Source organism: Celeribacter ethanolicus, assembly GCF_001550095.1.
In the GTDB taxonomy this organism is placed as follows: domain Bacteria; phylum Pseudomonadota; class Alphaproteobacteria; order Rhodobacterales; family Rhodobacteraceae; genus Celeribacter; species Celeribacter ethanolicus.
The window spans coordinates 100,373-124,856 of sequence record NZ_LRUC01000051.1 but is presented as its reverse complement, the minus strand read 5'-3'; the positions used below and the strand labels follow the sequence as shown (position 1 = coordinate 124,856).

Here is a 24,484-nt window from a genome sequence, read left to right as displayed (position 1 = left end):
AATGCAGCCTTTGGGCGGCGCCCGGAAAGCTATGGCCATGTTCAATGCTCGGATCGCTAAGTCGCGTTTCATGCGATTGCTGACTGCCCAGCCGATCACCCGCCGAGAATGCAGGTCAAGAATAACAGCCAGGTAGAGCCATCCTTCTCGCGTCCAGACATAGCTGATGTCGCCCGCCCACTTCTGGTTCGGTTGATCGGCGTGGAAGTCCCGGTTCAGCAGGTTTGGCCCGATGTTGAACGCATGGTTGCTGTCCGTCGTGACCTTGTATTTCTTCGATCTTTCGACCCGGATGCCGTTCTCGCGCATCAAGCGGCCCACACGGCGATGACCGACGTCCAGACCGATCTCCTTCAACTCTTCGGTCATTCGCGGCCTGCCGTAGCTACCAAGGCTCAGGCGGGACTGTTCTTTGATGTGTGCAAGCGTGACCATATCAGATCGTTGTCTGCGACTGGCAGGGCGACTACGGAAGGCCCGCAAGCCACGTGTGCTGACGCCAACGACACTGCATAAACGGTTGGCTGGAAAATGGTTCCTGTGTTCCTCGACAAACCTAAATCTCATTGCTTTAGGCCCGCGAAGAACTGGGTGGCCTTTTTTAGGATTTCCCTCTCCTCCTTGAGAAGCCGGATCTCTCGTCGAAGCCGCTCATTCTCTTTGGCGAGGTCTAAATCCTCTTGTGAAACCACCTTCGTGTCTCGGTGTGCTGTGATCCATTTGTTCAGCGTCGACATGCCAACGCCCAGATCATCAGCCACCTGCTTGCGCGTCAACCCGCTGGTCAGCGCAATACGCACTGCATCTTGGCGAAATTCGTCCGTCCGTTTCAGTCCCATAGTCAGTCTCCTTTGTTCCAGTAAAGGCTATCAAAGGAGCGGCATCAAACCGTGACACGTCCATCTTGCAGAACCTGGAGCGGTTCTACCGCCCTGCCAATTGTCAGAGTTGTTTTGTCACTATCTCGAACCGAAGAACTCTTTGAAGCGAAATGGTGTCAACGTCGTGGTGGGGGATGAAATTGCGGATCGTTTAGTGTTTTGGAACGGACACAACCGATTTCCTCGGAATGAGCTAACCGGTATATCATCCATTCGCATGTCAGTCGAACAGTCAAAAGACACCGAATTCTTGAAACTAGTTGGGCGTGTCTTGGATCGCCGTGGAATCCAAGGTGAACAGAATGCGCCTGTAGCTACTATCAGATCAACTTCGCTGACAGAGGATGAACTCGCTGACATCGCTGAGCGCATCAAGCCAGAAGGCAAGACGTGGCAACGCTTTGCAACCGAAGCAATTTCAGATGCTGACTGGGCAATTCCCGAGTTTTGGGAAGAGCGGGCATGCTTCACAACTGGCTCGGTGGCCATTTCGCGAGAACCAAAGGGTCAGCAGAGAAGTGAACTAGAAAATGGTCGCTCGGAACTTCCGCTCGCGACGCCTTGGCACTTGTCTGAAAACTACTTGCCACCCAGCGTCCGTGAAGGTCAGTGGATGGTAGATTTGTCGATTGAGCGGGAGATCGACCACTGCAAGTTCTCGAATGTCGTCCACGAGTGGATCCTGCCTCGCAGACTTCGTATCGACCCATTCTTCTCCATCAGCCGGGAGAGCTCATCTTCTCGTATGCATCAGAGATACTGCCAGAGGCCAACGAGGTCTGGTCGTTTGAGCGCTTCGATAGAATTAGCAGTCCGACAAGCGTCAATAACGGTCCCGAACGATGATGATGCCTTCTTCGGCGGACTGCGGGACTTTCAAAGGGACCGTTTCCTTCGGACACGAGAGAACAAAGATGGTCTTCAGAAGCCACCTCCTCCAAAGGTTACGGATGCGAAGTATTCCGACAAGGGTCGATATCTGCTTGGCACCCTACAGCATTTCGGCAATTTGCCTGATGCGTTTCAAACACTAATGCATGGTTTTTGGCGAGAAGGGCTCCGAAGGTTGGGCGCTGATCCCTCGCACTTGGATGATGAGCTGGAAGCACGCTTTCAAAAAATCATGGCTAGGCGATTGCGTGCGACCGGTGAAGAATGGGAAGTGAGTAGCCAAGAGGACCGGCAAAAAGTTGCGAAGGAAGCATTGAGGATTGCCTCTCAGCTACGACGTCCGGAACGCTTCGTGCAGTATGACAAGCTAGCCTCTCGCTACAGCGATCTGGTCGAAAAATTCATTGAAGAGAACCCACATGTGAAGGAAGGCCCACTTGAGGAGTACCTTTCAGCAGGTGAGTTGGATGCGTCAATCCAGTACCTCTGCGAGCGAAAAATCCTGTTTCAGGGTCACGAATGGCGATGTCAGAATTGCTTCAACAGGAACTGGGTTTCAATTGACGATTTGTCCAGCGTGATGACGTGCAATGTTTGCCAAAATGAAGAACTTCCGCCTGTTTCGGGAGGGTGGCAGTTCAAGGCAAGCGGCTTTTTCATCGAGGCTTTTAGCGATCATGGAACCGAACCAGCAATATGGGCACTGTGGCAGCTTGCCGAGCGCGCGAGAGCTTCATTCTTTTTCTTACCATCTACATTGATCTGGTTCGACGAACATCGAGAAGATGGTCCCAATGACTGTGAGGTCGACCTTCTCGCGGTGGTGGATGGCGAAACAGTCGCGGTTGAAGCGACAACTTCCAGAACTCTCAAAGCGTCTGAAATCGAGAAACTCGCTGCGTTTGCAACAAGGGTCCGCCCGGACAAGCTATACATTGTCTGTGGTGCAGATGGCCAGAATGCACGTGCGCAACTGGCAACAAGGATTCGGAACTGCTTGCCAGAGGCGGTGGAAGTGGAAGTCGCGACTTACGAAGCTTCAGGCGAGCGCAGCGACCCTTATTTGCCCAGCTAGTCTGGAACACACCATCGGAACTCTAAGGCAATTTTGACAACGTTGATCGTCGCTCATCTGGGACTGGAGTTTTTCAATTCACAGCTCGCGGCGAACGGCAGGTTCGGCGGGCCGCGCCGCAGCATCTTGACCCGTTGGTGAATGTCCGGTTTGGGCCGGTCGCGTCGTACCGACAGGATAGGTGGACAGTCGAAACTCTCTGAACGATCAGGGGCCCGGCAGAAAACCATACTCTCTCAATCCTCTATCCAAGGCACTGCCGCACACGAGAATCCTCGCGTGCAACAGCGCCCTCTCACACCAAGAGATCGAAGACCCTTCACACGCCAACTGACGGCAAGGCCCTCCAGTGCAACGTCAATCCTCACGGCCGTCTTCGCCCCCCCCGTTTCCGCTCAAAGGACATCCATACAAACTCGCCGGTCTTCTTGTTTCTATAGATCGCCACCCGGTCGCGCCTGAGTTTTCGAAACGGCATGTTCTCCTCCTGGAGTTCCTGCGGCGAAATCTCCCCTCGCTCCAGCCGCTCCTCGTCGCGTTGACGTGCCCGCGCTTTCTGCCGTTGCCGTTCCGCAAAGTTGAAGTATCGTGGCTTGTTGTCGTCTGTCATTTCTCTATCCCTTCACCATCAGGAAGGCCGCCGTTGAGATCAATGGAGCACCGGGCGATGTATCGCTTGGTCTACGGCATCCAGCATGCGCACTACCGAACGCAGGCTGACGAGCTGTGGCTTGTCAATCGCCGCGACCACCTCGTGTACCGCAGAAATTGCATCGTATGGCAGGCCGCGGCGTGCGCCCTCTCTCGTCGCAAACCCTTTCAGATCCTCTGCGGACAGGGCCGACAGATGTATGGGAGGACAGCGGCTTAGAAACGGGGCGGGCAGACCATTCAGGGAGTTTGCAGTCATCACCCACGCGATCCAAGACATGTCGAAAGACACCCGAAAATAGGGACACGACCATTTCGCGGCAGTGAAACGTTCAAGGAAGGGTAACATGCCCTCGCTCAGAGAAAATCTCTGTCCCCTATTCGACTCCACGATACCGGCTTTCTCGATCTCGTCGACCACCACGACCGGGTTCGCGATGCCACTGGCCATGATGCCTTCCAGCGGCTTCCCTGGGCCTGCAGATCCCCAGCCTCTCTGACTGCCAGTGACCGAGAACGCAGCGGGTTCACCTGTGGCCTCAATGACCGTCGTTGGCACAAGCAACTGGTCCCCGAGCAACCGCGCCCAGAAGCTTTTTCCGATCCCCGGCGGCCCGACCAGAAGCAACGGCCTCAGCCGAGGTGCCGGATCGCCATTGCGCACCGACGCGCGCATGTCCTTCCAAACGCGCTCGGTCGCTTCCGCCATCCAGGGCATTTCGGTGTGGAGGGCGCTCGCGATCTCATCCGCGCGGTGTTCTGTGTCCACCGCCTTCAACTCGGCGCCCTTTCTGAACACCTCCAACCGCTTCCGATCTCCCTTATCCAGATGCCCCATGCCGGACGCGCGAGCAATGGCATTCAAATAGGCTTCAGTCCGCTGCCTGATCTTTATTCTGTCCGAATCTTCGATCATGAAGTCTTCCCGCGCTGCGCCTTTCTTCAGGCGTAACTGATGAAGGTGCCGCTTCAGACGACTCTCGATATCGAAAGAGGATGGCAAATTGCTGGGTGGGAATGTCACATCGATAAACTGGATTCGTGGCATTGGGTGTCCTCTCTGAGCCGGCGCGCCATTCGATTGGCGACCAGTATTCGGCAGCGCGGGGCTGCCGGGGGTGTCAGTAAGAGGATCCGGATCCACGAGAACGTTATGAGAACATGTCGCTGCCCAGGTCAACCTGGGCCCCATGGAGACCGCCAGGAAAGCAAGAATGCCGGACCTCTCGGACCGGCATTCTTCAGATCAAGCAATATCAATGACTTAGCTTCGACTGGTCATTTTATACCCAGCAAGAGTCCGTTTTTCTGGCCGGAATGTCCCTCAATTGCCCGCCGAAACAAGCGTCCATACAGGTTTTTGCGATTATCACCCGCATTTCGAATGGCCGCAGGAGGCGCAGGTCATGCAGCCTTCGACCATGCGCATGTCATAGGAGCCGCAGGACGGGCATGCCTTGCCGCGTGGTTTCTCGCCGATTGCGACCACTTCCGCCTGCGGATCGGTCTTGAGCCCCATGCCCTCGCCTTCGATAAAGCCTATGGTCACCAAATGCGTCTCGATCACCCCGCCGATGGCCGCCAGAATGGAGGGAATATATTTCCCTTTCATCCAAGCCCCGCCACGCGGATCGAACACCGCTTTCAGCTCTTCGACCACAAAGGACACATCGCCACCGCGCCGGAACACCGCCGAGATCATCCGGGTGAGCGCCACGGTCCAGGCGAAATGCTCCATATTCTTCGAGTTGATGAAAATCTCGAATGGGCGACGATGACCGCCATGCACGATGTCGTTGATCGTGACATAGATCGCGTGCTCGCTGTCCGGCCATTTGAGCTTGTAGGTATTGCCTTCGAGCTGTTGCGGACGGTCGAGCGGCTCGGAGAGATAGACGACTTCGGCACCCTCGTCCTGCTCCGGGGCTTTCTCGGAACTCTCGGAGACGGAGAGAACAGAGCCGGTCACATCGTTCGGACGATAGGTGGTACAGCCCTTACAGCCGGTCTCATAGGCCTCCATATAGACTTCCTTGAAGTCCTCGAAAGCGATGTCTTCCGGGCAGTTGATCGTCTTGGAGATCGAGCTGTCGACCCATTTCTGCGCTGCCGCCTGCATCCGCACGTGATCCAGCGGTGCGAGCGTTTGCGCGTTGACGAAATACTCAGGCAACTCGACATCTGCGCCGAACTTGTCGCGGTAGAGTTTGACGGCGTAATCGACAACCTCTTCTTCCGTGCGCGAGCCGTCTTTTTGCAGCACCTTGCGGGTGTAAGCATAGGCGAACACCGGCTCAATCCCGGAGGAGACGTTGCCCGCATAGAGCGAAATCGTCCCGGTCGGCGCGATGGAGGTCAAAAGCGCATTGCGGATGCCATCTTTGGCGATGGCGTCTTTGACGTCCTGATCCATGATCTTGAGCGAGCCAGAGGCCAGATATTTGTCCTTGTCGAACAGCGGGAAGGCCCCCTTCTCTTTCGCCAACCCGGCGGAAGCCAGATAGGAGGCGCGCGCGATCATCTTGAGCCATGTCTCACAGGTCGCGGCGGCCTCTTCCGAGCCATAACGCTGGCCGATCATCAAAAGCGCATCGGCAAGCCCGGTGACACCAAGCCCGATGCGGCGTTTCGCCTGTGCTTCCTGCGCCTGTTGCTCCAGCGGGAAACGGGACGCGTCCACGACGTTGTCCATCATCCGCACGGCAGTGGCGACAAGATCGGACAAAGCCCCTTCGTCCATCTCCGCGCCCTCGCCGAACGGGTCTTTCACCAGACGGGCCAGGTTGATCGAGCCAAGCAAACAGGCGCCATAGGGCGGCAGCGGTTGCTCCCCGCAGGGGTTGGTCGCGGCAATCGTCTCCACATAGGAGAGGTTGTTCATCTTGTTGATGCGGTCGATGAAGATCACGCCCGGCTCGGCATAATCATAGGTCGCACGCATGATCTTGTTCCAAAGATCGCGCGCCTCGACCGTGTGATAGACCTTGCCATCGAACTGAAGCTCCCACGGACCGTCGGCCTTCACCGCTTCCATGAAATCGTCGGTCACCAGCACCGAGAGGTTGAACATCCGCAGACGCGCCGAATCCTGTTTCGCCTCGATGAACTGATGAATATCCGGGTGATCGCAGCGCATCGTCGCCATCATCGCGCCCCGACGCGAGCCCGCCGACATGATCGTGCGGCACATCGCATCCCAGACATCCATGAACGACAACGGGCCGGACGCATCCGCCGCCACACCTTTGACATCCGCGCCCTTGGGCCGGATGGTGGAGAAATCATAGCCGATGCCTCCGCCCTGCTGCATGGTGAGCGCGGCCTCTTTCAGCATGTCGAAAATTCCCGCCATGCTGTCCGGGATCGTCCCCATGACAAAACAGTTAAAGAGCGTCACCGCGCGCCCCGTGCCTGCGCCCGCAAGAATGCGTCCCGCCGGCAGGAATTTGAAATCTTCGAGTGCGTGGTAGAATTTCTCTTCCCACGCCGCCTGATCCTTTTCGACCGACGCCAAAGAGCGCGCCACCCGTCGCCAACTGTCCTCGACCGATTGATCCACAGCAGCCCCGTCGGCCTCTTTAAGACGATATTTCATGTCCCAGATCTGTTCGGCGATGGGGGCGGCAAAGCGAGTCATGGCGGTCGGTTCCGTTCTTGAGTGGCAGCAGTCAGGGCGCGGGTTTAGCGGCGTCAGGCAGATTGTTCAACGGTCCGTGTCGACCCAAAGGACAACTTGAAGAATCGCGCATCCAAACTATGTTTTTATACCACAGTTAGGGCGATCCGATGGCCGATTACATAAACCTAGTAAAATTATGCGTGGGCGTCGACTCTTTTGAAGAGCTCAACGCCTATGTCGAATCTGCCCCCAAGGGCCTGCGCGGACACACGACCCGCATGTGGCCCAAGCAGGAGGACAAGCTCCTGAATGGCGGCTCACTTTATTGGGTGATCAAGGGATCCATTCAGGCCCGGCAGAAAATCCAAGGCCTCGAAGAGGTTATCGGCGAGGACGGTGTCCGCCGCTGCCGCATCCAGCTTGCCGCTCCACTGATCCGCACCCAAAACGCGCTGCGGCGCCCGTTTCAGGGCTGGCGCTATCTCAAACCCGAAGACGCCCCCGTCGACCTGCCGCAGGGCCGCCAGAACGAACCCGACCTGCCGCCGGAACTGGCTCAGGCACTGGCCGAAATCGGCGTGATTTGAGTATTTAGGGCAACAAAGGAGACAGGGGACGCGCCCCCGTCTCCGATTTAGTCTCCGAGGCCCATCTTCTCGGTCAGCTCGGTGAGCGTCGCGCGGGTCTCATCGGTCCAATGCGCCATGCGCGATTTGAACAGCGTCGCCTGAGACCGGTGGATCGGCTCGCAGCTCAGCACCTTGAGGTGGTTCGCCCGCAGCGTATCCCCCGTCGAAGTGATGTCGGCGATGGCCTCAGCGGTGAGGTTCTTCACCGTGCCTTCGGTCGCGCCCTGACTGTCGACGAGCTGGTAATCCGCGACGCCGTTGATCTTCAGAAATTCCCGCACGAGATGGTGGTATTTCGTGGCGATGCGAAGCCGGAACCCATGCCGCGCGCGAAAGGCCGAGGCTGCGGCGTCGAGATCGTCCAGCGTGTCGACGTCTGTCCAGCATTTCGGCACGGCAATGATCAGATCGGCATGGCCGAACCCCATGACCGCCAGTTCCGCGACCTTGCTGTCCCATGCGGCCAGTTTGTCGCGCACCAGATCGGAGCCGGTGACGCCCAGATGGATGCGCCCGGCGGCGAGTTCGCGCGGGATCTCAGAGGCGGAGAGCAGCACAAGCTCGACACCCTCGATGCCCTCGACCGCACCGGAATATTCGCGCTCGGCCCCGGCCCGCGACAGCATCACGCCGCGTTCGGAAAACCATTCGAAGGTCTTTTCCATCAACCGGCCCTTGGAGGGCACGCCAAGTTTGACGACCATCACGCGCCTCCTTTCAGGCTCAGAAGCACATTAGGGCGGATCACCCCGCCGACAGCCGGAATGGAACGGCCCTGACCGAGCACGGCGGTCAGGGCATCATAGCGCCCGCCGGTGGCCACGGGCGGCAGGTCCGGGCGACCCTCGGCGTAAAAGCCAAAGACGAACCCGTCGTAATATTCCATCGAGGTACGCCCGTAGGAGGCCTCGAAATCCAGATGCTCGACATCGACGCCCCGCGCGGCCAGCGCGTCGCTGCGACGGCTCAGAAGGCTCACCGCCCCCGAGATCGCCGGCAGGTCCACCGCGATGTCCCGCAATTGCGAGATGACATGCGGCAGGGTCTCCTTGAGCGACAGGATGTCGTCCAGAAGTTCGATCTCGGAGCCGGAGATCGGCGGTTCGCTCGCGTCTTCTTCGAGCGCCCTGATCCGGCTGTCGATCTCCGTCTGGGTGCGCAGACCGATGAACGGGGCTTCGGCATCCTTGAGATTGGCGCGCACACGGTCGAGATTTTGCTGACGCAGGACTGTTCCGGCGTCGGAAAACCGCGTCATCAGCGCCCGGAACCGGCGCGGACGCCAGATGTGGCGCAACAAAGCCGCTCGGCGGCGTTCGGTGGTTTTCAAGCCCGCCACGGCGGCCTTGAGAATCCCGATGTCTCCGGTGGCTGCATGCAGCCCCGCATCCGCCAGCACTTCGGCAAAACGCGCAAACACGTCCGCATCGGCGGCTGCCGGATCGGAGCCGTCGAACACCTCGTAGCCGACCTGAAAATATTCATTGGCGCGGCTCGGCATGTCTTCCTGTTTGCGAAACACCTCGCCCGCATAGGTATAGCGCGCAGGTTCGGCGCCATCGGTCATGTGCTGTTGCACCACAGGAACGGTAAAATCCGGGCGCAGCATCATCTCGCCGCGCTCCGGGTCATGGGTCACATAGGCGCGGGCGCGGATGTCCTCGCCGTAGAGGTCCAGAAGCACCTCGGCGGGCAGGAGAATGTCCATCTCCACCGGCTGCGCGCCGCTCTCCTCGAAGAAGGCTTTGAGACGTGCGGCCTCGGCCTTGATCGCCGCTTTCGAAATCTCGGGACGGGGCATCAGCTATAGCTTTCGATGATCTCGCGCACTTTCGCGACCATCTGGTCACGCGGCACTTCATATTGGTTCGGGCGGTCTTTCCACTCTTCGAGCGAGGCGTTCTCGGCGATCTTCGCGCCCAGGATCAGATCCTTGATCTGAACGACCCCGCGCTCCGCCTCATCGCCGCCCTGAATGATCGCCACCGGGCTTTCGCGCTTGTCGGCGTATTTGAGCTGGTTGCCGAAGTTCTTGGGATTGCCAAGGTAAACCTCGGCGCGGATGCCTGCCTGACGCAGCTCCGTCACCATCTCCATATAGGCGCTCATCCGGTCACGATCCATCACGGTCACCACGACAGGGCCTTGAGCCTTCGACCCGATCCGACCCGTCGCGCGCAGCGCGGCCAGAAGACGGTCGACGCCGATGGACATGCCCGTCGCGGGCACGGATTGCCCGGTGAAGCGTTTGACCAGATCGTCATAGCGCCCGCCGCCCGCGACCGAGCCGAACTCGCGCACGCGGCCTTTTTCGTCGGTGACCTCAAAGGTCAGCTCGGCCTCATAGACCGGCCCGGTGTAATAGCCGAGGCCCCGCACCACGGCGGGGTCGATGACGATGCGGTCGGGACCGTAGCCTTGACCTTCGAGCAGCTCGGCAATCTCGCGCAGCTCCGCGACGCCTTCCTGCCCGGTGACAGCCGCACCGACCAACTCGCCCAGACGATCCAGCGTCGTCGCATTGCTGTCCTGACGCCCGTTGACGAAACCGAGGATCAGATCGACCTGCGCCGTGGCAAGCCCCGCGCCCTTGGTGAAATCGCCGCTCTCGTCCTTGCGCCCCTCGGTCAACAGCGCCATGACGCCCGCATCGCCGAACTTGTCATGCTTGTCGATGGTGCGCAAAACGATGCCGCGCACATGCGCGCACTCGTCCGTGTCCGGCAGGCCGGCGGCCTCCAGCACCCCGTCGAGCACTTTGCGGTTGTTCACCCGGATGATGTAATCGCCGCGCGGAATGCCGACGGCTTCGAGCGTGTCCGAGAGCATCGCGCAAATCTCTGCATCGGCGGCCACCGAGGGCGCGCCTACGGTGTCGGCATCGCATTGATAAAACTGGCGGAAACGCCCCGGCCCCGGTTTCTCATTGCGCCACACCGGCCCCATCGCAAAGCGGCGGTAGGGCGAGGGCAGGTCATTGCGATACTGCGCCGCGACGCGCGCCAAAGGTGCCGTCATGTCATAACGCAGCGCGACCCAATCCGAGTCGTCCTCCTGCCAGGCAAAAACCCCCTCGTTCGGACGGTCTACGTCGGGCAGGAATTTCCCCAGCGCCTCGACGGTCTCGACCGCAGAGGTTTCCAGCGCCTCGAACCCGTAAAGATGATACACTTCGGCGATCTGATCGAGCATATGCTTGCGCTCGCTCACTTCGGTGCCGAAGTAATCACGAAAGCCCTTCGGCGTGACGGCCTTGGGGCGCGGGGTTTTCTTGGGCTTGGCCATGGCTGGTCCTTTTGCACGACTGTCGCGGGCGGCATAGCGGAAGCCCGCCCGCTGAGCAAGGCGGCAGCACTGGCAAAACCCGCGAAATCCCATGAAAAGCTGATGACAAGCCCCGTATTCAGGGGCATAAACCCGCTCATAAAAGGAGACCGGCATGTCAGACGAAAATCGCATCATCGCGCTTGAGGAGCAGGTCGCTTATCTCACGAAAACTGTCGAGGAGCTCTCCGACGTCGTCGCGCAACAGGAGCGCGTGCTCGAACTCGCCGAGCGGCGGCTCGGTATGTTGATGGAGGCGGAAGCGCTTCGCCAATCCGAAACCGATGGCTCCGTCCCCTTGGCCGATCAACGCCCACCGCATTGGTAAGGCATCATTCTCGCAGGAAAATGTGACAGCAAAGCGGGGTTAAGGCAGCGCCTGCGAAACGGGCGCCTTCAAACCTGCCGCCCGCCATATCTCACCGCATCTCCTCGCTCACCAGCGCCCCGTTATGCAGCAAAAGCTCCAGCCAGTCCTCTTCCGCTCCATACTGCGGATAGACCGACACAAAGGCCACCTGCCGCTCCAGCGCGCCCAGTTTGTCCTCCGGACAGCGCTCCCCGCGCCCAACGCCGCAGGTCTGGCGTTTGATCTTCTCATAGGTCTTGTCGGCGCGGGTCCAGTCGCGCTCCGTATCGCCCGAATAGCGCAGCACCTCGTGCAGGGCCGCCTCGCCGAACATGACCAAAGCCGCCGTCACCTGACGCGGGCAGCCGTCGGAGAAGCCGGTGATATACTGGCTGCGCGGCGCGGCACTTTCCGGATCGCTGTCATAGAGCTGCCAGACCGCCCGGCCCTCACGCGGGAACTGATCGACCTTCCGTCCCATGCTGCCCGGTCTGAGATCACACGCGACCCCGACCACCCCAAAGGGCAGCACCTCTCCGGGCTGCACGGTCGAACCGCCGCCTTGGGAGGCCTGGTGCTCCTGCGGCCTGAGAAATCCGAACAGCGGTTTCTGAGGAGCGACAGGCGCAGGCTCCGGGGCAATCTCGCTCTCAACCCCGTGGGTTTCCGGCCGGACTTCTCCCCCGTCTTGCGGCAAGGCGGCGGATTGTGCCCCCGCCTGGTGTTTCGGTTTCAGAAACCCGAACATCCCGCCCAGCCCGGCGGTTTTCACCTCTGAGGTCGCCGCCAAAACATCGGGGTTTGAAGCCGTTTCCGGGACGTCCTCCTGCGCCCGCAACGCCGCGGCACTCGCATCGTCAGAGGTCCCGACCACCTCAATGTCGCTGTCGGCCAAGGGCGAAGGCGGCGTCTCGGGTTTCAGAAAGGCGAACAGCCCCTTGGGCGCGGGGGCTACCCCACCCGCGGAGGCCGCCGCAAAGGCCTCTGCCAACTGCGCGGCTGGCGCCCCGGCCCCGGCGTTCAACGCCTCATCGGGCGCCTCCGGCACACTCATCTGACAGCCCGACACACTGACCGCAACCAGAGCCAAGACACCCACAAGACGCATCACATGTCCTCTACCATCACCACCCCGTCAAAGGACTTGATCGCCCCCTTGACCTCCGGCGTGATCACGAAGGGCTGCGGCACGTCGATCTCGACCTCGTTCTGACTGTCCGGCGGCATGAGACAGAAACTGATCGCCCCCTTGGCGGGCTGTTTCGCCTCCTGCGTCACCCGGTTCAGAAGCTCGCCCACCATGACGATCGCACGGGTGTCCTCGCAATAAATCTTCAGACCCGCGCCGCCCGCATCCGCCACCACGGTTTCCATCGGCGCAACCGAGCGGATCATCGGGTCGAACTGGCCATCGTTGAAGCGGCCTTCGAGCGACATCACCAGCTTGTCGTGTTTCTCGAAAATCTCGTAGGAGGGTTCGTATTCGCCCTTTTTCGGGAACATGGCGATGCCCGCGAGCTGACCGGTCGGGTCGGAAATATTCATCCGGAAATAGCGCGTGCCCTTGCCCGACTTCATCGGACGGAAGCCGGAGACCAGCACGCCGACCTTCATGATCACGCCGCCCTCGGCCTCAGCGCGAGCCTGCACCTCGGCGAGCGTGCCGATTTTCTTGCGCTTGAGCGCGGCCGCGTAATCGTCAAGCGGGTGGCCGGAGAGGTAAAATCCGATGGCCTTCTGTTCCTCCATCAACCGCTCGGAGGCGACCCAATCGCCCACCGGCGACAGGCGCGGCTCCGGCAGGTCCTCGCCCGCATCGCCGAAAAGCGACACCTGGTTCGAGGCCTTCTGCTCATGGATCGCGGCGGAATATTGCACCAGCGCATCGAGGCTGTCGAAGACCCGGCGGCGGTTGCTGTCGAGCAAATCAAACGCCCCTGCCCGCGCCAGCATCTCCAGAGGCCGTTTGCCGACCTTCTTGAGATCCACCCGCCGGGCAAAATCAAACAATGTCACGAAAGGCTTGCCGGTTTCTTCGCGGGCTTTGACGATGAGTTGCATCGCCTCGACACCGACGTTCTTGAGCGCGCCCAGCGCATAGACCAGCTTTTGATCCACCACATCGAAGGTGGCGAGCGAGCGGTTCACACAGGGCGGGATGATCTCGATATTCAGCCCCCGCCGCACCTCTTCGCAGAAGATCGACAGCTTGTCGGTCAGGTGAATATCGCAGTTCATGACGCCCGCCATGAACTCCACCGGGTGGTTCGCCTTGAGCCAGCCGGTCTGATAAGACACCACGCCGTAAGCCGCCGCGTGGGATTTGTTGAAGCCGTAGTTGGCGAATTTCTCCAGAAGGTCGAACACCTCGGAGGCCTTCTTCTTATCGACGCCGTTCTTGGCTGCACCCGCCTCGAATTTCGGGCGTTCGGCGTCCATCGCCTCCTTGATCTTTTTCCCCATGGCGCGCCGCAGCAAGTCCGCGCCGCCCAGCGAATAGCCCGCCATGACCTGCGCGATCTGCATCACCTGTTCCTGATAGACGATGATGCCCTGCGTCTCGGCCAAAATATGGTCGATGGTCGGATGCACCGACTGCAATTCCTTGCGCCCGTGTTTCACATCGCAATAGGTCGGGATGTTTTCCATCGGCCCCGGACGATAGAGCGCCACAAGTGCGACGATGTCCTCGATACAGGTCGGCTTCATCTGCCGAAGCGCCTGCATCATGCCCGAGCTTTCCACCTGAAACACCGCAACCGTCTTGGCGTCCGAGTAGAGTTTGTAGGTCTTCTCGTCATCCAGAGGAATGAGGTTGATCTCGTTCACGCCCCCCTCGGGCGGCTCGTACAATTGCGTCCCATCGGCAGCGACGTGCAAGGGCCGACCGGATTTGAAAATCAGATCCATCGCCGACTGGATCACCGTCAGCGTCTTGAGGCCGAGAAAGTCGAACTTCACCAGACCGGCCTGCTCCACCCATTTCATGTTGAACTGGGTCGCCGGCATATCGGAGCGCGGGTCCTGATAGAGCGGCACAAGATTGTCCAGTGGACGATCCCCGATCACAACCCCCGCCGCGTGGGTGGAGGCGTTCCGCAAAAGCCCCTCGACCTGTTGGCCATAGGTCAAAAGCCGGTCGACAACCTCTTCGTTGCGGGCCTCTTCGCGGAGTTTCGGCTCATCTTCCAGCGCCTGTTTGATCGACACAGGCTTGACGCCCTCGACCGGGATCAGTTTCGACAGACGATCCACCTGCCCGTAAGGCATCTGCAACACCCGTCCGATGTCGCGCACCGCAGCCTTGGACAGAAGCGCACCGAAGGTGATGATCTGCCCCACCTTGTCGCGCCCGTATTTCTCCTGCACGTAGCGGATCGTTTCCTCCCGCCGGTCCATGCAGAAGTCGATGTCGAAGTCCGGCATCGACACACGTTCCGGGTTCAAAAACCGTTCGAACAGAAGCGAATAACGCAGCGGGTCCAAATCCGTGATCGTCAACACATAAGCGACAAGCGAGCCAGCCCCAGACCCTCGCCCCGGACCGACCGGGATGCCATTGTCCTTCGACCATTTGATGAAGTCGGCCACGATCAGGAAGTAGCCGGGGAACCCCATCTGTTCGATGATCCCCAGCTCGAATTTGAGCCGCTCCTCATACTCTTCCCGCGTTCCTGCGGGCTTGATCACGGCCAGACGCTTGTCCAGACCTTCCCAGGCCTGTTTGCGCAGTTCCTCGACCTCGTCATCAGCGAATTTCGGCAGGATCGGCGCGCGTTTATAGGCCTTGAAGGCACAGCGTTTCGCGATCTCGACCGTGTTCTCGATCGCCTCCGGCAGATCGGCGAACAGCGCCGCCATCTCGGCAGGCGTCTTGAAATAATGCTGCGGCGTCAAACGTCTGCGCGGCTCGACCTGATCCACATAGGCCCCTTCGGCGATACAGATCAGCGCGTCATGCGCCTCGTACATCTCTTCCTTCGGGAAATACACGTCGTTGGTCGCCACCAAAGGCAGCCCCAGATCGTAGGCCCATTCCACGAAAGGCCGCTCGGTCAGCCGTTCGGCCTCCGTATGACTGCCCTCCTCGCCAGGATGGCGCTGCAATTCGACGTAGAGCCGGTTCGGATAGATCGCCTTGAACCGCTCCAGAAGCGCGCGCGCCTGCGGTTCGTGGTTGTCGCGGATCATCCGCCCCACCGGCCCGTCCGAGCCCCCCGTGAGACAGATCAGCCCCGCCGAATACTGCTCCAGCTCCGCCATCGTCACCTGCGGAATGCCGTCGTGTTTGTCGACATAGAGGCAGGAATTGAGCTTCATCAGGTGCTCGTAACCCGTCTCGTTCTGGGCCAGCAGGACCACCGGCGCGGGCGCTTTCTGCCGCTCTCCCGGCTCCGGCTCGTGATAGCCGACGCTGACCTGACAGCCGAGGATCGGCTGCACGCCCGCACCCTTGGCATATTCGGAAAACTCAAGCGCGCAGAACAGGTTGTTGGTGTCCGTCACCGCAACGGCGGGCATGCCCATCTCCGTCACCATGCCGCTCAGTTTCTTGAGCCGCATCGCGCCCTCAAGAAGCGAATATTCGGTGTGAACCCGGAGATGGATGAAGGATGCTGTGCTCATGTGAGGGGCAAGCTACCGCAAGCCCGCCGCGCTTTCCAAGGGCAAAACGCCGCTTTTCCACAGCTTCGTGGCTCCGCCCGTTTTTTGATCAAAAGTACAAAGCCTAAGCAGATTCCGCGCGGAATCCCTTGCAAAAGCCGCTCTATCCCGGTTTTCTTTGGGAAATCGCACGCGCTTTCCGCCGCATCGGGCGCGTGTCTTGAACAAGAAAGCGGCTGGTCCGACAAATGGAGATCACTTTTCGGTTGAATGGCGACCTCGTGACGGTGCGAGACACGCCCACCCGTACCCTGCTCGATTACCTGCGCGAAAATCGCGGCCTCACCGGAACCAAGGAGGGCTGCAACGAAGGCGATTGTGGCGCCTGCACCGTGATGGTGGAGGACGAAAGCGGCAAGAAGCCTCTGAACGCCTGCATCCTGTTTCTACCGCAGCTTCACGGCAAATCGGTCACCACGGTCGAGGGTCTGTCGAAAGGCGACACGCTGCATCCGGTGCAAAGCGCGATGATCGAAGAACATGGCAGCCAATGCGGCTTTTGCACGCCGGGCATCGTCATGTCGCTGGCCACCGCACATGCGCGCGGCGAGACCGATCACGAGGATATTCTGGCTGGCAATCTTTGCCGCTGCACCGGCTACGCCCCCATTCTGCGCGCCGCGAAAAAGGCGGAAGCCGCCCCCATTCCGGAAGAACTGGAGCACATCCCCTTCCCCGCCCCGGCGATTGTCGAACGGCCCGAAAGCTCCGACGAGCTCGCCGGTCTCTATGCGCTCCGTCCCGACGCCACCTTGATCGCGGGCGCGACCGATGTCGGGCTTTGGGTGACCAAACAGATGCGCGATCTGGATGAGGTGATTTTCCTGAACGGGGTCGAGGACCTCAAAGGCATCACCGAGACCGAGGAGGCGTTTGAGATCGGTGCGATGACCCCGATTGCCGATCTGATTGCGCTGTTCAAACCCTATTCTCCTTCGCTTTCCGAGATGTATCGCCGCTTTGCCTCCACCCAAGTGCGCGCTGCTGCGACTTTGGGCGGCAACATCGCCAACGGCTCTCCAATTGGCGACAGCCCGCCACCGCTGATTGCCGCGAATGCCACTCTGACGCTGCGCAAGGGCGAGGAGCGGCGGACCATTCCGCTTGAAGATTTCTTCATCGCATACGGCAAACAGGACCGCGCGGCATCCGAGTTCGTCGAAAGCATCACCGTGCCTAAATCCGGCCTCGCGGATCTCAAGGTCTACAAGCTCTCGAAACGCTTCGACCAGGACATTTCCGCCGTTTGTGGCGCCTTCAACATCACGGTCACGGACGGCAAAATCGCCGCCGCCCGCATCGCCTTTGGCGGTATGGCCGGAACACCCGCGCGCGCTAAAACCGTCGAGGCCGCGTTGATCGGCCAGCCTTGGACCATGGAGACCATCGAGGCCGCCCTTCCCGCCTTCGCCACGGATTACACCCCCATGACCGACATGCGCGCCTCCGCCGCCTATCGCCTCACGAGCGCGCAAAACATGCTCAAACGCTATTTCGCGGAAACCCAAGGCCTCACCACCTCGGTCCTAAACGTGAAGGAGGGCGCATGATGTCCGTTGGCTCCCCTCTTCCGCATGATGCGGCCAAACTCCATGTGACGGGTCAGGCGCGGTATATCGACGACATCCCGCTGCCCGCCGGAGCACTGCATCTGGCCTTTGGCCTCTCGACCGTGGCGCATGGTGAGATCACCGCGATGGACCTCTCCGCCGTGCGCGCCGCCCCCGGCGTGGTGCGTGTCTACACCGCAGAGGATTTCGGCGATCACGTGCCGGATTGTTCGCCCTCTTTGGGCGATGAGCCTTTGCTCACTTCCGGTGAGGTCCAGTTCATCGGCCAGCCGATCTTCCTCGTTGTCGCCACCTCGCATCTCGCGGCACGCAAAGCCGCCAAGCTTGGCAAGATCGCCTACAAGGAGCTCCCCGCGCTCCTCGATTATGACGCCGCCATGGAGGCCAACAGCCGGTTCGAAGACGGTCCGCGCATCTATGGCTGCGGCGACGCTGCCCGCGCCATCGCCGAGGCGCCACGTAAGATCGAAGGCACCATCGAGATCGGTGGGCAGGAACATTTCTACCTCGAAGGTCAGGCCGCCGCCGCCGTGCCGCAAGAGGGCGGCGATATGTTGGTGCATTCCTCGACCCAGCACCCCTCGGAAATTCAGCACAAGGTGGCGCATGCGCTCCATGTGCCGATGCATGCCGTGCGTGTCGAAACCCGGCGCATGGGCGGCGGCTTTGGCGGCAAGGAGTCCCAAGGCAACTGGTTGGCCATCGCCTGCGCCATCGCCGCGCGCGATACTGGCAAGCCCTGCAAAATGCGTTACGACCGCGACGACGATATGGTGATCACTGGCAAGCGCCACGATTTCCGCATCTCCTACACCTGCGGTTTCGACGACGAGGGGCGCATCCTCGGCATTGATTTCCTGCAACTCACCCGTGGCGGCTGGTCGATGGATCTGACGTTGCCGGTGGCCGACCGTGCGATGCTTCATGCCGACAATGCTTATTTCCTGCCGAACGCGCGGATCGAAAGCCACCGGCTTAAGATGAACACCCAATCCAATACCGCTTATCGCGGCTTTGGCGGACCGCAGGGCGTTTTGGGCATCGAACGCGTGGTCGATCACATCGCGCATGAGCTTGGCAAAGACCCCATCGAGGTGCGCAAGCTCAACTATTACGACGAGATGGTCACACCCACGGCGGGCGATGGCGTGCCAGAAGATCATGTGCTGTCGCTTGAGGGCGAACCGACCTCAGAGGGCAGCGTCGAACATCTGGATGCCCATCCGCAACACGCAGGCGGTCAGGTGACGCCGCGCGGCAAGTTGACGCCCTATGGGCAGGAGGTCGAGGACTTTATCCTGCACGGCATGACCGAGGAACTTTTGAAGACCTCCGACTATGCCGCACGCAAAAAGAACATCGAAAAATGGAACTCTGAGAACCCGATAATCAAAAAAGGACTGGGCGTCTCTCCGGTCAAATTCGGCATCTCCTTCACGCTTACCCACCTCAATCAGGCAGGCGCGCTCGTTCATATCTACAACGACGGCTCGATCCATCTGAACCACGGCGGCACGGAAATGGGACAGGGCCTGTTCCAGAAGGTCGCCCAAGTCGCGGCGCAGGAGTTCGGCGTCTCGATGGATAAGGTGAAGATCACCGCAACAGACACCGCCAAAGTGCCCAATACCTCCGCCACTGCCGCCTCCTCGGGGTCCGATCTGAATGGCATGGCAGTCAAAAACGCCTGCGACCGCATTCGCACCCGTCTCGAAGTGTTCATCCTCGAACGGTTCGGGGAAAGCGATGTGACCTGGGCCAAGGGTAAAGTGCATTTCGGCGTCCACGAAATGGCCTTCGAAGACCTGATCAGCCTTGCCTATATGAACCGCGTCTCGCTCTCCGCGACCGGGTTCTACAAGACGCCGAAGATCGAATGGGATCGCATCAAGGGCAAAGGACGCCCGTTCTTCTACTTTGCCCACGGCATCGCCATCACCGAGGTGGCGCTCGACACACTCACCGGCGAAAACCGCATTCTGCGCGCCGATATTCTGCATGACGCAGGCGCCTCGCTGAACCCGGCGCTCGACAAGGGCCAGATCGAAGGCGGCTATGTGCAGGGCGCCGGTTGGCTCACCACCGAAGAGCTTGTGTGGGACGCCAAGGGTATGCTCAAGACCCACGCCCCCTCGACCTATAAAATCCCCGCCTGTTCGGACGCACCCGACGTGTTCAACGTCGATCTCTGGGACGGGCGCAACCGCGAAGAGACGATCTATCGCTCCAAAGCCGTGGGCGAGCCTCCGTTTATGCTGGGGATTTCCGCCTTCCTCGCGCTGTCGGACGCCTGTGCCGCTTGCGGTCCGAATTACCCGGCCCTCAACGCCCCCGCCACGCCGGAGGAATGCCTCGCCGCCATCGGAAGGGCAAAAGCGTGAGTTTCGACAAAGACGCCTTGAGCGTGGCCATTACGAAACATGGCCGCGTCGCCCGCGTGGTCGTGGCCGAGGCGCAGGGATCTGTGCCGCGCGAAGTTGGTGCCTCGATGTTGGTCTGGCAAACAGCAGATGGCTTTGCCCAGTCCGGCACCATTGGCGGCGGCACGCTGGAATATGAAGCGGCAAAACACGCGTTTTCCGCGCCGCGCCTGCAACGCCTGCCCCTTGGCCCCGCGATGGGGCAATGCTGCGGCGGGGCGGTGACGCTTTTGACCGAAGTCTTTGAGAGCGCATCGGACATCCCCGAAGACATCTTTGCCCGTGGTCCCGGCGACATGCCCTTTGCGGTCAAGAAAGCCCTCGCCGAGGCCCGCGCTCAAGGCCTGCTCAAGCCGAAACTCCATGGCGACTGGATGGTCGAACCGATCACCCGCGCCACGCGCCCCTTATGGGTCTGGGGCGCGGGGCATGTCGGGCGGGCCATTGTTGCCACGCTTGCCCCCCTGCCCGATCTCGCGATCACATGGGTCGATACCGCTGCGAACCGTTTCCCAGAGACGCTTCCGAAAAGTGTCTCGCAACTGGTTGCGGACAAGCCTGAGAGGCTGATGCCCTATGCGCCACCCGAGGCCGAACATCTAATCTTGACCTATTCCCACGCGCTCGATCTCGAACTCTGCCACCGCGCCCTCAGCCATGGCTTTGCCTTCGCGGGACTGATCGGATCGCGCACGAAATGGGCGCGGTTTCGCAGCCGGTTGCGCGATCTGGGCCACACAGATGCCCAAATCGACTGCATTTGCTGTCCGATTGGGCAACCTGACCTTGGGAAACATCCGCAAGCCATTGCGGTCGGGGTCGCAGCCCAAGTAATCTCCGGGCGAAAGATCACGGAATCTTATGGGGAACGGACAGGGTGACGGAGCTTTTGAAAGTCGTGGGGCTGACCCGCGAATATCCCGGCGTGCGCGCCAATGACGATGTCAGTTTTTCCATTGGCACCGGCGAGGTGCATGCGCTTCTGGGTGAAAACGGCGCCGGGAAATCGACCCTCGTCAAGATGATCTACGGGCTGGAAAAACCCGATGCGGGCTTCATGAAGCTGCGCGGCAGCTCCTATGCGCCGCAAAATCCGCAGGCCGCCCGCGCCGCCGGTGTCGCCATGGTGTTCCAACATTTCTCCCTGTTCGAGGCGCTGACCGTCGCCGAAAACGTCGCGCTCGGCATGGAAAACCCGCCGAAGATGAGCGAGCTGGCACAGTCGATCCGCGAGGTCTCGGAAAACTACGGCCTGCCTCTGGACCCCGACCGCATCGTCGGCGACCTCTCGGCGGGTGAACGCCAGCGTGTCGAGATCATCCGTTGCCTGTTGCAGGACCCGAAGCTCCTGATCATGGACGAACCAACCTCGGTTCTCACCCCGCAGGAGGTCGAGATCCTTTTCAAGACCCTGCGCAAGCTGCAATCCGAAGGCACCTCGATCCTCTACATCTCGCACAAGCTCGAAGAGATCCGCGCGCTCTGCGACGGGGCGACGATCCTGCGGCTCGGCAAGGTCGTCGGCATTTGCGATCCGAAAGCCACCACCGCCCGCGAGATGGCGGAGATGATGGTCGGCCAGACGCTGCATGTGCCGACGCGCGAAGGCGGAGAGGCGGGCGAGGTTCTGCTCGATGTGCAGGGGCTGAATTTCGTGCCCTCGAACCCGTTCGGGACACGGCTCAAGGACGTCTCCCTTAGGCTCCGCGCGGGCGAGGTTCTCGGCATCGGCGGGGTTGCGGGCAACGGGCAGGACGAATTGCTCTCCGTCCTGTCGGGCGAGGCGAAAACCGGCAAAGGCTCCGTGATTTTCGACGGTCAGGACGTCAGCCATATGGGGCCGAACGCCCGGCGCAGGATCGGTCTTCTGGCCGCCCCGGAGGAACGTCTCGGCCATGCTGCCGCCCCTAACATGAGCCTGACGGAGAACACCGCGCTCACCGCGACGATCCGCAAAAAGCTCACGAAAAGCAATTTCCTGAACTGGAAAAAGACCGAAGAATTCGCGCGCGAGATCATCGAGAAATTCGACGTCCGCACCCCCGGCCCCGGCTCTGCGGCGCGTTCGCTTTCGGGCGGCAATCTCCAGAAATTCGTCATCGGGCGTGAGGTGCTTCAGGACCCGAAAGTCCTCGTGGTGAACCAGCCGACATGGGGCGTCGATGCCGCCGCCGCCGCCGCGATCCGGCAGGCTTTGCTCGATCTCGCGGCCCAAGGCGCGGGGCTGATCGTGATTTCGCAGGACCTCGACGAGCTGATGGAAATTTCCGACCATTTCGCCGCCCTCAACGAGGGCACGCTGACCGCGCCGCGTCCCGCCAAGGGTCTCTCCGTCGAGGAAATCGGCCTGATGATGGGCGGCGCGCACGATATGGAGATGGCCGGATGATCGCGATTGTCAAACGCCCCGAACCCTCGAAATTCTGGACCATCGCAACCCCCGTTTTCGCGGTCCTCCTGACCATGATCCTCGGGGGGCTTCTCTTCGCCGCCATGGGCAAGGACCCGGTCGCCGCGATCCGCACGATCTTCTGGGACCCGCTGTTCAACGACCAATTCGCCGCCTATTCCCGGCCCCAGCTTCTGGTCAAGGCCGGTCCGCTGATCCTCATCGCCATCGGCCTCTCGCTGGGGTTCAAGGCGGGCATCTGGAACATCGGCGCCGAGGGCCAGTATATCATGGGCGCCATCGCAGGCGCCTCTGTCGGCCTCGCGCTTTACCCGCTCGACGCCTGGTGGATTTTCCCTCTCATGGTGATCGCGGGCGCCATCGGCGGTTTCCTCTGGGCGATGATCCCGGCGCTGCTCAAGACCCGCTTCAACACCAACGAAATTCTCGTCTCGCTTATGCTGGTCTATGTCGCCGAACAAATCCTCGCCTCCGCCGCGCTCGGCTTCCTGCGCAATCCCGAAGGCAACGGCTTCCCCGGATCGCGCAACATGAGCCAGATCCCATGGCTCTCGAACCCCGAACTGATCCCCGGCACAGGCGCGCATTGGGGCGTCGTCGCCGCCCTTGGCGCGGTGGTCGCGGCCTATGTTCTCCTGAACAAACACCTGCTCGGCTTTCAAATCCGTCTCACCGGCGAAAGCCCCCGTGCCGCCCGGTTCGCAGGTGTGAAAGACAAGCTCCTCGTCGTCTTCTGCCTCGGCACGGCGGGCGCGCTCGCCGGTCTCGCGGGCCTCTTCGAGGTCACCGGTCCCGCCGGTCAGATCTCCATCGACTTCGGCGCGGGCTATGGCTTCACCGCCATCATCGTCGCCTTCCTCGGACGCCTCAATCCGATCGGCATCCTGCTCGCAGGCCTCCTCCTGGCGCTGACCTTCATCGGCGGCGAGTTGGCGCAATTCATGCTGGGCCTGCCCTCGGCCGCCATTCAGGTGTTTCAGGGCATGCTCCTGATGATCCTGCTCGCCATGGACCTCGTGGTGAATTACCGCATCACCATCGTCAACCGGGAGACCACATAATGGATTTCGGCTCGATCAATCCCGTCGTCCTCATGGCCTCGCTCATGGTGGCCTCGACCCCGATCCTCCTCGCCGCTCTGGGTGAAATGGTCACCGAGAAATCCGGCGTCCTGAACCTCGGCGTCGAAGGCATGATGATCTTCGGTGCGGTCTGCGGCTTCATCGCCGCCATCGAAACACAATCCCCCACCATGGGCTTCATCGCCGCCGCTGTGGGCGGAGCCGCACTCTCCATGCTCTTCGGTTTCCTGACCCAGATCTTCCTCACGACACAGGTGCCCGCCGGTCTCGCCCTCACGCTTCTCGGCACCGGCCTCGCCTCGCTCTTGGGCCAGAATTATCAGGGCATGTCGCCGCCGCGCATGCCGGACCTGCACATCCCGGTACTGGAAAGCATTCCGGTGATTGGCCCCGTGATCTTCCAACATGACGCCATCGTCTATCTGTCTCTGATCATGGTCGTGGTGATCTGGGCCTTCCTCAAATTCACCCGCGCCGGTCTCATCCTGCGCGCCGTCGGTGAAAACCACGCCGCCGCCCATGCGCTTGGCTACAAGGTCAAGGCCGTGCGCTTTGCCGCCATCGGGTTTGGCGGTGCGATGGCGGGTTTGGGCGGCGCCTACATCAGCCTCGTGCGCGTGCCGCAATGGACCGATGGCATCACCGCCGGGATCGGCTGGATCGCGCTGGCCATCGTCGTCTTTGCGAGCTGGCGGGCGGGCCGTGTGCTGATCGGCGCGTATCTTTTCGGCGGCATCACCGTGCTGCAACTCAACCTTCAGGCAGCAGGCGCGAAAGTTCCGGTGGAGCTTTTGTCCATGTCGCCTTTCCTTGCGACCATTCTGGTCCTTGTCGTTATTTCCGCCCGGCGTCATGGTGCCACCAGTGCACCCGCGATGCTGGGTCGGATTTTCCACACCTCGTGAGCCTCACGGGGA

The 24,484-nt window shown here is 60.7% G+C and carries 17 protein-coding genes and 1 pseudogene; 9 read left to right on the top strand and 9 right to left on the bottom strand.

From position 1 onward, the window contains the following. Nucleotides 1–839: pseudogene (locus NH195_RS21360) on the bottom strand (IS3 family transposase); the annotation flags it as partial. Nucleotides 840–939: 100 nt separating this feature from the next. Here NH195_RS21360 and NH195_RS19530 point away from each other — a divergent pair. Next, nucleotides 940–2,847, top strand: coding sequence for a hypothetical protein (locus NH195_RS19530; RefSeq protein WP_162265899.1), 1,908 nt, complete (start codon nucleotides 940–942; stop codon nucleotides 2,845–2,847). Between the two features lie 364 nt (nucleotides 2,848–3,211). Here the strand turns inward: NH195_RS19530 and NH195_RS19525 are convergent, their stop codons facing one another. The 3 genes from NH195_RS19525 to NH195_RS19515 form a co-directional block, all read right to left on the bottom strand. Beyond that, a complete protein-coding gene (locus tag NH195_RS19525) occupies nucleotides 3,212–3,457 on the bottom strand; it encodes a hypothetical protein (protein WP_238379812.1) in 246 nt (81 codons plus the stop codon). A 39-nt stretch (nucleotides 3,458–3,496) separates the two neighbouring features. Further along, the gene (locus tag NH195_RS19520) at nucleotides 3,497–4,546 is read right to left on the bottom strand and encodes an AAA family ATPase (RefSeq protein WP_066711068.1); all 1,050 of its coding nucleotides are present in this window, start codon (nucleotides 4,544–4,546) and stop codon (nucleotides 3,497–3,499) included. A gap of 321 nt (nucleotides 4,547–4,867) precedes the next feature. Continuing rightward, nucleotides 4,868–7,135 carry an adenosylcobalamin-dependent ribonucleoside-diphosphate reductase gene (locus NH195_RS19515; RefSeq protein WP_066711066.1) on the bottom strand — a complete coding sequence of 756 codons (2,268 nt, stop codon included), beginning with the start codon at nucleotides 7,133–7,135 and terminating at the stop codon, nucleotides 4,868–4,870. Between the two features lie 149 nt (nucleotides 7,136–7,284). On the opposite strand from NH195_RS19515, the gene NH195_RS19510 reads away from it, so the two are divergent. Next, nucleotides 7,285–7,704: a DUF1489 family protein gene (locus NH195_RS19510; protein WP_066711064.1), complete on the top strand. Its 420-nt coding sequence runs from the start codon at nucleotides 7,285–7,287 to the stop codon at nucleotides 7,702–7,704. A gap of 47 nt (nucleotides 7,705–7,751) precedes the next feature. Here the strand turns inward: NH195_RS19510 and hisG are convergent, their stop codons facing one another. Genes hisG through hisS form a run of 3 tightly spaced genes read right to left on the bottom strand, consistent with a single transcriptional unit; the run spans nucleotide 7,752 to nucleotide 11,031 of the window. Continuing rightward, a complete protein-coding gene (gene hisG / locus NH195_RS19505) occupies nucleotides 7,752–8,450 on the bottom strand; it encodes an ATP phosphoribosyltransferase (RefSeq protein ID WP_066711062.1) in 699 nt (232 codons plus the stop codon). Next, nucleotides 8,450–9,547 (bottom strand): ATP phosphoribosyltransferase regulatory subunit, encoded by a 1,098-nt coding sequence (locus tag NH195_RS19500; RefSeq protein ID WP_066711060.1) that lies wholly within the window; start codon nucleotides 9,545–9,547, stop codon nucleotides 8,450–8,452. Before NH195_RS19500 ends, hisG begins: the two co-directional genes overlap by 1 nt. After that, the gene (gene hisS, locus NH195_RS19495) at nucleotides 9,547–11,031 is read right to left on the bottom strand and encodes a histidine--tRNA ligase (RefSeq protein ID WP_066711058.1); all 1,485 of its coding nucleotides are present in this window, start codon (nucleotides 11,029–11,031) and stop codon (nucleotides 9,547–9,549) included. Before hisS ends, NH195_RS19500 begins: the two co-directional genes overlap by 1 nt. Before the next feature lie 154 nt (nucleotides 11,032–11,185). On the opposite strand from hisS, the gene NH195_RS19490 reads away from it, so the two are divergent. Continuing rightward, the gene (locus tag NH195_RS19490) at nucleotides 11,186–11,398 is read left to right on the top strand and encodes a SlyX family protein (protein ID WP_066711056.1); all 213 of its coding nucleotides are present in this window, start codon (nucleotides 11,186–11,188) and stop codon (nucleotides 11,396–11,398) included. A gap of 91 nt (nucleotides 11,399–11,489) precedes the next feature. On the opposite strand, the gene NH195_RS19485 is transcribed toward NH195_RS19490, so the two are convergent. Both NH195_RS19485 and dnaE read right to left on the bottom strand, forming a co-directional pair. Further along, a complete protein-coding gene (locus tag NH195_RS19485) occupies nucleotides 11,490–12,527 on the bottom strand; it encodes a hypothetical protein (RefSeq protein ID WP_066711053.1) in 1,038 nt (345 codons plus the stop codon). Beyond that, on the bottom strand, nucleotides 12,527–16,045 hold the full coding sequence (dnaE, locus tag NH195_RS19480; RefSeq protein WP_066711051.1) for a DNA polymerase III subunit alpha: 3,519 nt from the start codon (nucleotides 16,043–16,045) through the stop codon (nucleotides 12,527–12,529). Before dnaE ends, NH195_RS19485 begins: the two co-directional genes overlap by 1 nt. A gap of 227 nt (nucleotides 16,046–16,272) precedes the next feature. On the opposite strand from dnaE, the gene NH195_RS19475 reads away from it, so the two are divergent. From NH195_RS19475 to NH195_RS19450, 6 genes are read left to right on the top strand one after another with little or no spacing between them, the layout of a single operon-like run. Next, entirely contained in the window at nucleotides 16,273–17,634 is a 1,362-nt protein-coding gene (locus tag NH195_RS19475) for a xanthine dehydrogenase small subunit (RefSeq protein ID WP_066711049.1), read from the top strand. After that, nucleotides 17,634–20,036, top strand: coding sequence for a xanthine dehydrogenase molybdopterin binding subunit (gene xdhB / locus NH195_RS19470; protein WP_066711092.1), 2,403 nt, complete (start codon nucleotides 17,634–17,636; stop codon nucleotides 20,034–20,036). The genes NH195_RS19475 and xdhB overlap by 1 nt, the downstream gene beginning before the upstream one ends. Then, nucleotides 20,033–20,956, top strand: a complete 924-nt coding sequence (gene xdhC / locus NH195_RS19465) for a xanthine dehydrogenase accessory protein XdhC (RefSeq protein ID WP_066711090.1) — start codon at nucleotides 20,033–20,035, stop codon at nucleotides 20,954–20,956. Before xdhB ends, xdhC begins: the two co-directional genes overlap by 4 nt. Then, nucleotides 20,953–22,464: an ABC transporter ATP-binding protein gene (locus NH195_RS19460; RefSeq protein ID WP_066711047.1), complete on the top strand. Its 1,512-nt coding sequence runs from the start codon at nucleotides 20,953–20,955 to the stop codon at nucleotides 22,462–22,464. Before xdhC ends, NH195_RS19460 begins: the two co-directional genes overlap by 4 nt. Then, nucleotides 22,461–23,546 carry an ABC transporter permease gene (locus tag NH195_RS19455; protein ID WP_066711045.1) on the top strand — a complete coding sequence of 362 codons (1,086 nt, stop codon included), beginning with the start codon at nucleotides 22,461–22,463 and terminating at the stop codon, nucleotides 23,544–23,546. Before NH195_RS19460 ends, NH195_RS19455 begins: the two co-directional genes overlap by 4 nt. Further along, nucleotides 23,546–24,472 (top strand): ABC transporter permease, encoded by a 927-nt coding sequence (locus NH195_RS19450; protein ID WP_066711043.1) that lies wholly within the window; start codon nucleotides 23,546–23,548, stop codon nucleotides 24,470–24,472. Before NH195_RS19455 ends, NH195_RS19450 begins: the two co-directional genes overlap by 1 nt. Nucleotides 24,473–24,484: the final 12 nt, after the last annotated feature.

Coding starts and splice junctions, on each gene's coding strand:
- NH195_RS19525 (WP_238379812.1), bottom strand. CDS start 3,457: ATGACAGACGACAACAAGCCACGATACTTCAACTTTGCGGAACGGCAA.
- NH195_RS19520 (WP_066711068.1), bottom strand. CDS start 4,546: ATGCCACGAATCCAGTTTATCGATGTGACATTCCCACCCAGCAATTTG.
- NH195_RS19515 (WP_066711066.1), bottom strand. CDS start 7,135: ATGACTCGCTTTGCCGCCCCCATCGCCGAACAGATCTGGGACATGAAA.
- NH195_RS19510 (WP_066711064.1), top strand. CDS start 7,285: ATGGCCGATTACATAAACCTAGTAAAATTATGCGTGGGCGTCGACTCT.
- hisG (WP_066711062.1), bottom strand. CDS start 8,450: ATGGTCGTCAAACTTGGCGTGCCCTCCAAGGGCCGGTTGATGGAAAAG.
- NH195_RS19500 (WP_066711060.1), bottom strand. CDS start 9,547: ATGCCCCGTCCCGAGATTTCGAAAGCGGCGATCAAGGCCGAGGCCGCA.
- hisS (WP_066711058.1), bottom strand. CDS start 11,031: ATGGCCAAGCCCAAGAAAACCCCGCGCCCCAAGGCCGTCACGCCGAAG.
- NH195_RS19490 (WP_066711056.1), top strand. CDS start 11,186: ATGTCAGACGAAAATCGCATCATCGCGCTTGAGGAGCAGGTCGCTTAT.
- NH195_RS19485 (WP_066711053.1), bottom strand. CDS start 12,527: ATGCGTCTTGTGGGTGTCTTGGCTCTGGTTGCGGTCAGTGTGTCGGGC.
- dnaE (WP_066711051.1), bottom strand. CDS start 16,045: ATGAGCACAGCATCCTTCATCCATCTCCGGGTTCACACCGAATATTCG.
- NH195_RS19475 (WP_066711049.1), top strand. CDS start 16,273: ATGGAGATCACTTTTCGGTTGAATGGCGACCTCGTGACGGTGCGAGAC.
- xdhB (WP_066711092.1), top strand. CDS start 17,634: ATGTCCGTTGGCTCCCCTCTTCCGCATGATGCGGCCAAACTCCATGTG.
- NH195_RS19455 (WP_066711045.1), top strand. CDS start 22,461: ATGATCGCGATTGTCAAACGCCCCGAACCCTCGAAATTCTGGACCATC.
- NH195_RS19450 (WP_066711043.1), top strand. CDS start 23,546: ATGGATTTCGGCTCGATCAATCCCGTCGTCCTCATGGCCTCGCTCATG.